The 8,676-nt window shown below is 54.8% G+C and carries 3 protein-coding genes, 5 tRNA genes and 3 rRNA genes; all 11 read right to left on the bottom strand.

The window, feature by feature from the left end; translation table 11 throughout:
- Nucleotides 1-136: 136 nt before the first annotated feature.
- A tRNA-Thr gene (locus JHD77_RS31470) sits at nt 137-212 on the bottom strand.
- 19 nt (nt 213-231) lie between these two features.
- Nucleotides 232-305 (bottom strand) — tRNA-Gly (locus JHD77_RS31465).
- A 26-nt stretch (nt 306-331) separates the two neighbouring features.
- Nucleotides 332-416 (bottom strand) — tRNA-Tyr (locus JHD77_RS31460).
- Nucleotides 417-563: 147 nt separating this feature from the next.
- A complete protein-coding gene (locus tag JHD77_RS31455; protein ID WP_003121858.1) occupies nt 564-1,268 on the bottom strand; it encodes an SPOR domain-containing protein in 705 nt (234 codons plus the stop codon).
- An 8-nt stretch (nt 1,269-1,276) separates the two neighbouring features.
- The gene (locus JHD77_RS31450; RefSeq protein ID WP_010793479.1) at nt 1,277-2,023 is read right to left on the bottom strand and encodes a pantothenate kinase; all 747 of its coding nucleotides are present in this window, start codon (nt 2,021-2,023) and stop codon (nt 1,277-1,279) included.
- The gene (gene birA, locus JHD77_RS31445) at nt 2,020-2,958 is read right to left on the bottom strand and encodes a bifunctional biotin--[acetyl-CoA-carboxylase] ligase/biotin operon repressor BirA (RefSeq protein ID WP_003117986.1); all 939 of its coding nucleotides are present in this window, start codon (nt 2,956-2,958) and stop codon (nt 2,020-2,022) included. Before birA ends, JHD77_RS31450 begins: the two co-directional genes overlap by 4 nt.
- A 161-nt stretch (nt 2,959-3,119) precedes the next feature.
- Nucleotides 3,120-3,235: ribosomal RNA gene (rrf, locus tag JHD77_RS31440) — 5S ribosomal RNA — on the bottom strand.
- 144 nt (nt 3,236-3,379) lie between these two features.
- A 23S ribosomal RNA gene (locus tag JHD77_RS31435) occupies nt 3,380-6,270 on the bottom strand.
- A gap of 226 nt (nt 6,271-6,496) precedes the next feature.
- Nucleotides 6,497-6,572, bottom strand: a tRNA-Ala gene (locus JHD77_RS31430).
- Between the two features lie 28 nt (nt 6,573-6,600).
- A tRNA-Ile gene (locus JHD77_RS31425) sits at nt 6,601-6,677 on the bottom strand.
- A 64-nt stretch (nt 6,678-6,741) separates the two neighbouring features.
- Nucleotides 6,742-8,277, bottom strand: a 16S ribosomal RNA gene (locus tag JHD77_RS31420).
- Together the 16S, 23S and 5S rRNA genes with 2 tRNA genes alongside form the textbook arrangement of a ribosomal RNA operon.
- Nucleotides 8,278-8,676 lie beyond the last annotated feature (399 nt).

The raw sequence follows: 8,676 nt of genomic DNA, 5'->3' as shown, positions 1-8,676 counted from the left end.
TGGTGCCGACGTTGACGTGCGGCTTGTTCCGTTCAAATTTTTCTTTAGCCATGGAGACCATCCCCTTCAAGGAATTGAGCGGATCACGCTACCATTAGAACAAGGGCAGATATTTTCATATCTGCCCCTGGATAAATGGAGCTCATGAGCGGATTTGAACCGCTGACCTCACCCTTACCAAGGGTGTGCTCTACCAACTGAGCTACATGAGCGAAACACAAGCAACTTGACTGGAGCGGGTAGCGGGAATCGAACCCGCATCATCAGCTTGGAAGGCTGAGGTTCTACCACTGAACTATACCCGCGGAGCCCGAAGCTCACGCTTTTAAACTGGTGGAGGGAGAAGGATTCGAACCTTCGAAGTCTATGACGTCAGATTTACAGTCTGATCCCTTTGGCCACTCGGGAATCCCTCCAAACTGGTGGGCGGCATTCTCTACGTCTGCCACCTTGCTGTCAAGAGTTTTCTCTTAAAAAACCTGAACTTAGGTTTCAACAGCAACTTCATGGTAGGAGTCTTTCAGCCTTCCCCCTGCGAAGCGGGCGCCATTCTATGCAAACCATCAGGGGGATGCAACACCTTTGCACGACATTATTTGATGCTGCAATCCCTTGAAGTCCCGAGCCAGCTCCTGGAGCAGTTGCTCATCCACCAGGCGCCGGCTGCCGGGAGCCACCCTTACCCAGAAATCACGCTGCCCGCGGGGCAACTCCTTCAGCTCCGCCTCGTAACCTGCCGTCTTGAGACGCACCTGCGCACTTTCAGCCGAATCCCGCGCGGAAAACATCCCCAAAGAAATGCCATTGGCCAGCACTCCCTCGCCAATCAGGTAGCTGTCGATATTGCGCGCCTGAAGCTCCTTCAACTGACGAAGCGCAGCCTCCCGCGAGGCTAGCGGAGGAAGATAGACCCAGTAATCGACGCTCATCTCCCCACGGGCCTCGACCTCCGCCTCGATATCCAGGCCCAGCAGGCGCTGCTGCAACCTTCGGGCATCCACCTCCTCACCGCCTCCGCCAAGATAGAGACAGGCCGACTCGGATGCGATCGACTCTTCGGCAGCCGGAGGCACACTCGGCGCCGGCACCTGCGACCCCGAGCGCGCCCTGGAAGCAAGGTTGCTCTCGGCCAGCAGCAGAATGTTCTTCTGCCCATCCTTATAGAGTTCCAGCGGTGCGATTTCCTTGGCCCGTAGCGGGGATTGCTGCTGGTGCCAGACGTAGTAGAAGACGTTCAGGGCCAGGAGAAACAGGAAGAACCAGCGCATAGATCCTCTCACTCAATCGGGCAAGCCAGTGCCAGCCCTACGAAAACCAGGTCCGGCATGATCCGGGCGCCAGCCAGTTCGTCGCGAACCAGTTCGGCATCCCCACCCGTCAGGAATATTTCACAATCCGGACCGAGCAGCTCGCACGCCATGGCGTACTGCTCACGAACGAACCCCCTGAGCATGAGCAGACAACCCCGCTCAACCGCCTCGGCCGTGGCCTGCCCTGGCTGGAGACTGGCAAGCGCCCGACGGGCCTCTGCATCGTCGTAGCGGATACGTCGGGTATGGGTGCGCAACTGGCTTCTCATCAGGGTCATGCCCGGGCATATGTAGCCCCCCAGATGCACTCCATCCGCCGCGACCAGGTCAGAGGTGACCGCGGTCCCCAGATCGATGACCAGGCAGGCCTTCTTAGCCAGATGATGAGCCGCGACGAGGGCCAGCCAGCGGTCGAGCCCCAGGCGCTGGTAATCGAGATAGCCGTTGCGCACACCCGCCAACTGCTTGCCGGATGATGCAACCAGCGCCGAAACCGGGAACAGCTGCTCCAACCGTGCGACCAGTTGCGAGGTTTCCTGCTCGCTGCGAACGCTCACCAGGCGACAGGCTCGCACTGGCAGCGCTTGCTGCGACGTTAACTGTTCGACCAGGGCATCATCGGACTCCGCAAGGCCACCGGCGATCGACCGCGCCGCCCCCTCGATGACCCGCCACTTGATCAGCGAGTTTCCACAGTCGAGCTCAAGAATCATTGACGCAACCTCAAACTAAGCTCCCCTCCACTGAACCCCTGCTCCACGCCATCCACCTCGAGACGCAGCGCTCCTCGGCTATCGACACCCAGCACACGACCCTCGATGGAACTCAGAGCAGTCGAGAGAATGACCTGGGCACCCTGCCAGAGATTGCAGGACTCCCACTCCTCGCGACTTGCAGCAAAGCCTTCGCGCGAATGCCTATCGAGATAATCGGCCAACTGCCGATTGAGAGCAGAAAGCAGCCGCGAACGATCCACCAGCTCCCCCAGCGCTTCGCGCAGGGAGGTCCAAGGCTGGCCGATATCAGTGGCGGTCTTCATGTTGACGTTGATCCCTATGCCGATAACGACATGACACAGATCCGCGGGGTCGCCACTCAGCTCCAGGAGAATTCCGGCGATCTTCTTGCCTCCCTGCAGAAGGTCGTTCGGCCACTTCAACCCGGCGTCCCGGACGCCCAAAGACTCCAGGGCCCGGAGCACCGCGAGACCGACAACCAGGCTCAACCCTTCGAGCTCCCGAGCGCCCCCCCTGACAGTAATGGCCAGAGAATAATAGAGGTTCTCTCCATAGGGACTGACCCAGGCTCGGCCGCGACGTCCACGCCCGGCAGTCTGCTGCTCGGCGACGATAACGAAAGGCGTCGAGGCTCCAGCCGCGAGCCTGCGCATGGCCTCGCTATTGGTCGAATCGACGGTGGGCATGATCTCGACAGGCCAGAGGCTGTCGATCTTCCGCGGATCCAGGAGACTGAGGGGACTCGCCAGACGGTAACCCCGGCCACGCACCTTGTGGAACTGCAGGCCATGTTCAGCCTCCAGGTGCTGCAAGCGTTTCCAGACTGCACTGCGACTGATGCCCAGTACTGCCCCCAACTCCTCACCGGAGTGGAATCGCCCGTCTTGAAGTAGTTTCAGCAAGGTCTGCATAGACGCCCCACACTAGCCAGGCACGCATCATATAGAGGCACTTGCGCTTTGCCTACGAAAAGCCCTGCCGTATAGCTGCCTTTTCCCCGGATTTTCGCAGACTTTTCCGCGCGCAAAAGCAAAACCCCTGGTCATCGCTGACCAGGGGTTTTGGGATAGGAGCTTGACGATGACCTACTCTCACATGGGGAGACCCCACACTACCATCGGCGATGCGTCGTTTCACTTCTGAGTTCGGGAAGGGATCAGGTGGTTCCAACGCTCTATGATCGTCAAGCAATTCGGTTGGATATCCGTTCGCTTGGGCTTACGTCTATCCGGATTCAGGTATGTGATTTCAAGGTGTTTTGCGGTTCATGCGAACTTTCGGTTCGTCGACTTCACCTTACAACACACAATCATCAGATTGTTTGGGTGTTATATGGTCAAGCCTCACGGGCAATTAGTACTGGTTAGCTCAACGCCTCACAACGCTTACACACCCAGCCTATCAACGTCGTAGTCTTCGACGGCCCTTCAGGGGAATCAAGTTCCCAGTGAGATCTCATCTTGAGGCAAGTTTCCCGCTTAGATGCTTTCAGCGGTTATCTTTTCCGAACATAGCTACCCGGCAATGCCACTGGCGTGACAACCGGAACACCAGAGGTTCGTCCACTCCGGTCCTCTCGTACTAGGAGCAGCCCCTCTCAAATCTCAAACGTCCACGGCAGATAGGGACCGAACTGTCTCACGACGTTCTAAACCCAGCTCGCGTACCACTTTAAATGGCGAACAGCCATACCCTTGGGACCGGCTTCAGCCCCAGGATGTGATGAGCCGACATCGAGGTGCCAAACACCGCCGTCGATATGAACTCTTGGGCGGTATCAGCCTGTTATCCCCGGAGTACCTTTTATCCGTTGAGCGATGGCCCTTCCATACAGAACCACCGGATCACTAAGACCTACTTTCGTACCTGCTCGACGTGTCTGTCTCGCAGTCAAGCGCGCTTTTGCCTTTATACTCTGCGACCGATTTCCGACCGGTCTGAGCGCACCTTCGTACTCCTCCGTTACTCTTTAGGAGGAGACCGCCCCAGTCAAACTGCCCACCATACACTGTCCTCGATCCGGATCACGGACCAGAGTTAGAACCTCAAGCATGCCAGGGTGGTATTTCAAGGATGGCTCCACGCGAACTGGCGTCCACGCTTCAAAGCCTCCCACCTATCCTACACAAGCAGGCTCAAAGTCCAGTGCAAAGCTACAGTAAAGGTTCACGGGGTCTTTCCGTCTAGCCGCGGATACACTGCATCTTCACAGCGATTTCAATTTCACTGAGTCTCGGGTGGAGACAGCGCCGCCATCGTTACGCCATTCGTGCAGGTCGGAACTTACCCGACAAGGAATTTCGCTACCTTAGGACCGTTATAGTTACGGCCGCCGTTTACCGGGGCTTCGATCAAGAGCTTCGCTTGCGCTAACCCCATCAATTAACCTTCCGGCACCGGGCAGGCGTCACACCCTATACGTCCACTTTCGTGTTTGCAGAGTGCTGTGTTTTTAATAAACAGTCGCAGCGGCCTGGTATCTTCGACCAGCCAGAGCTTACGGAGTAAATCCTTCACCCTAGCCGGCGCACCTTCTCCCGAAGTTACGGTGCCATTTTGCCTAGTTCCTTCACCCGAGTTCTCTCAAGCGCCTTGGTATTCTCTACCCGACCACCTGTGTCGGTTTGGGGTACGGTTCCTGGTTACCTGAAGCTTAGAAGCTTTTCTTGGAAGCATGGCATCAACCACTTCGTCATCTAAAAGACGACTCGTCATCAGCTCTCGGCCTTGAAACCCCGGATTTACCTAAGATTTCAGCCTACCACCTTAAACTTGGACAACCAACGCCAAGCTGGCCTAGCCTTCTCCGTCCCTCCATCGCAGTAACCAGAAGTACAGGAATATTAACCTGTTTCCCATCGACTACGCTTTTCAGCCTCGCCTTAGGAACCGACTAACCCTGCGTCGATTAACGTTGCGCAGGAACCCTTGGTCTTTCGGCGTGGGTGTTTTTCACACCCATTGTCGTTACTCATGTCAGCATTCGCACTTCTGATACCTCCAGCAAGCTTCTCAACTCACCTTCACAGGCTTACAGAACGCTCCTCTACCGCGTCACTTACGTGACACCCGCAGCTTCGGTGTGTGGTTTGAGCCCCGTTACATCTTCCGCGCAGGCCGACTCGACTAGTGAGCTATTACGCTTTCTTTAAAGGATGGCTGCTTCTAAGCCAACCTCCTAGCTGTCTAAGCCTTCCCACATCGTTTACCACTTAACCACAACTTTGGGACCTTAGCTGGCGGTCTGGGTTGTTTCCCTTTTCACGACGGACGTTAGCACCCGCCGTGTGTCTCCCATGCTCGGCACTTCTGGGTATTCGGAGTTTGCATCGGTTTGGTAAGTCGGGATGACCCCCTAGCCGAAACAGTGCTCTACCCCCCAGAGTGATACATGAGGCGCTACCTAAATAGCTTTCGAGGAGAACCAGCTATCTCCGAGCTTGATTAGCCTTTCACTCCGATCCACAAGTCATCCCCTACCTTTTCAACGGGAGTGGGTTCGGTCCTCCAGTCAGTGTTACCTAACCTTCAACCTGCTCATGGATAGATCGCCCGGTTTCGGGTCTATACCCAGCGACTAAACGCCCTATTAAGACTCGCTTTCGCTACGCCTACCCTATACGGTTAAGCTTGCCACTGAATATAAGTCGCTGACCCATTATACAAAAGGTACGCAGTCACCTAACAAGTAGGCTCCCACTGCTTGTACGCATACGGTTTCAGGTTCTATTTCACTCCCCTCTCCGGGGTTCTTTTCGCCTTTCCCTCACGGTACTGGTTCACTATCGGTCAGTCAGTAGTATTTAGCCTTGGAGGATGGTCCCCCCATGTTCAGACAAAGTTTCTCGTGCTCCGTCCTACTCGATTTCACTTCAAAGATCCTTTCGCGTACGGGGCTATCACCCACTATGGCCGCACTTTCCAGAGCGTTCCGCTAAAATCAATGAAGCTTAAGGGCTAATCCCCGTTCGCTCGCCACTACTAAGGGAATCTCGGTTGATTTCTTTTCCTCAGGGTACTTAGATGTTTCAGTTCCCCTGGTTCGCCTCTTGCACCTATGGATTCAGTACAAGATACCTAGGTTATCCTAGGTGGGTTCCCCCATTCAGAGATCTCCGGATCAAAGTCTGTTTGCCGACTCCCCGAAGCTTTTCGCAGGCTACCACGTCTTTCATCGCCTCTGACTGCCAAGGCATCCACCGTATGCGCTTCTTCACTTGACCATATAACCCCAAGCAATCTGGTTATACTGTGAAGACGACATTCGCCGAAAATTCGCGCTTGAACTCGCAAATTTTACCTTGACTTGAATGATCACCAGTGAAAGAGATCATTCAGTCTTACTTCTATCACATACCCGAATTTTTAAAGAACAGTTCTGGTGCAAAGACCAGAAATCAATGTTCATTCACGAACATTCATTTCTGAGCTTTCGACGATTGTTTTAGATGGTGGAGCCAAGGAGGATCGAACTCCTGACCTCCTGCGTGCAAAGCAGGCGCTCTCCCAGCTGAGCTATGGCCCCGTATCGGATCACGCAGCACACCAACAATTGGTGGGTCTGGGCAGATTCGAACTGCCGACCTCACCCTTATCAGGGGTGCGCTCTAACCAACTGAGCTACAGACCCAATCGTCTAACCAGTGAATCAAGCAATTCGTGTGGGAGCTTATGAAGAAGCTGAGATCTTCGATTAAGGAGGTGATCCAGCCGCAGGTTCCCCTACGGCTACCTTGTTACGACTTCACCCCAGTCATGAATCACTCCGTGGTAACCGTCCCCCTTGCGGTTAGACTAGCTACTTCTGGAGCAACCCACTCCCATGGTGTGACGGGCGGTGTGTACAAGGCCCGGGAACGTATTCACCGTGACATTCTGATTCACGATTACTAGCGATTCCGACTTCACGCAGTCGAGTTGCAGACTGCGATCCGGACTACGATCGGTTTTATGGGATTAGCTCCACCTCGCGGCTTGGCAACCCTTTGTACCGACCATTGTAGCACGTGTGTAGCCCTGGCCGTAAGGGCCATGATGACTTGACGTCATCCCCACCTTCCTCCGGTTTGTCACCGGCAGTCTCCTTAGAGTGCCCACCCGAGGTGCTGGTAACTAAGGACAAGGGTTGCGCTCGTTACGGGACTTAACCCAACATCTCACGACACGAGCTGACGACAGCCATGCAGCACCTGTGTCTGAGTTCCCGAAGGCACCAATCCATCTCTGGAAAGTTCTCAGCATGTCAAGGCCAGGTAAGGTTCTTCGCGTTGCTTCGAATTAAACCACATGCTCCACCGCTTGTGCGGGCCCCCGTCAATTCATTTGAGTTTTAACCTTGCGGCCGTACTCCCCAGGCGGTCGACTTATCGCGTTAGCTGCGCCACTAAGATCTCAAGGATCCCAACGGCTAGTCGACATCGTTTACGGCGTGGACTACCAGGGTATCTAATCCTGTTTGCTCCCCACGCTTTCGCACCTCAGTGTCAGTATCAGTCCAGGTGGTCGCCTTCGCCACTGGTGTTCCTTCCTATATCTACGCATTTCACCGCTACACAGGAAATTCCACCACCCTCTACCGTACTCTAGCTCAGTAGTTTTGGATGCAGTTCCCAGGTTGAGCCCGGGGATTTCACATCCAACTTGCTGAACCACCTACGCGCGCTTTACGCCCAGTAATTCCGATTAACGCTTGCACCCTTCGTATTACCGCGGCTGCTGGCACGAAGTTAGCCGGTGCTTATTCTGTTGGTAACGTCAAAACAGCAAGGTATTAACTTACTGCCCTTCCTCCCAACTTAAAGTGCTTTACAATCCGAAGACCTTCTTCACACACGCGGCATGGCTGGATCAGGCTTTCGCCCATTGTCCAATATTCCCCACTGCTGCCTCCCGTAGGAGTCTGGACCGTGTCTCAGTTCCAGTGTGACTGATCATCCTCTCAGACCAGTTACGGATCGTCGCCTTGGTAGGCCTTTACCCCACCAACTAGCTAATCCGACCTAGGCTCATCTGATAGCGTGAGGTCCGAAGATCCCCCACTTTCTCCCTCAGGACGTATGCGGTATTAGCGCCCGTTTCCGGACGTTATCCCCCACTACCAGGCAGATTCCTAGGCATTACTCACCCGTCCGCCGCTGAATCCAGGAGCAAGCTCCCTTCATCCGCTCGACTTGCATGTGTTAGGCCTGCCGCCAGCGTTCAATCTGAGCCATGATCAAACTCTTCAGTTCAATACTGCTTGGGTTTTGAGAAAACCCTAAACTTGGCTCAGCAATCGCATTCTCTTAAAAAGAGATAAAACTCTCGAATTCACGAGTGTTACTTGCGTTGCTGATAATCTTGCGATCACCAGCCTTACATCACAAGCACCCACACGAATTGCTTGATTCGACTTGTTAAAGAGCAGTTGGTCAAGGCTTTCGTCTCAACCGAGGCCGCGCATTCTACAGCAACCTCTCGTTCCGTCAAGCGTTATTTTCGAAAATTTTCTTTTCTACTCAACCGCTTGCGCCGACCTTCAAACCATCTTCCGATCAGCGGGAGGCGCATTCTACAGCGTTCAAATTCGCTGTCAAGCACCTCGGTGAAGCTTCGTTTCGAGCCCCTTTCGGGACCGAACCGCTGCGGCG

The organism is Pseudomonas sp. P20, from assembly GCF_016463925.1.
GTDB classification, from domain to species: domain Bacteria; phylum Pseudomonadota; class Gammaproteobacteria; order Pseudomonadales; family Pseudomonadaceae; genus Pseudomonas; species Pseudomonas aeruginosa.
The sequence above is the reverse complement of the archived record's forward strand: the minus strand, read 5'-3'. Positions and strand labels throughout refer to the sequence as shown.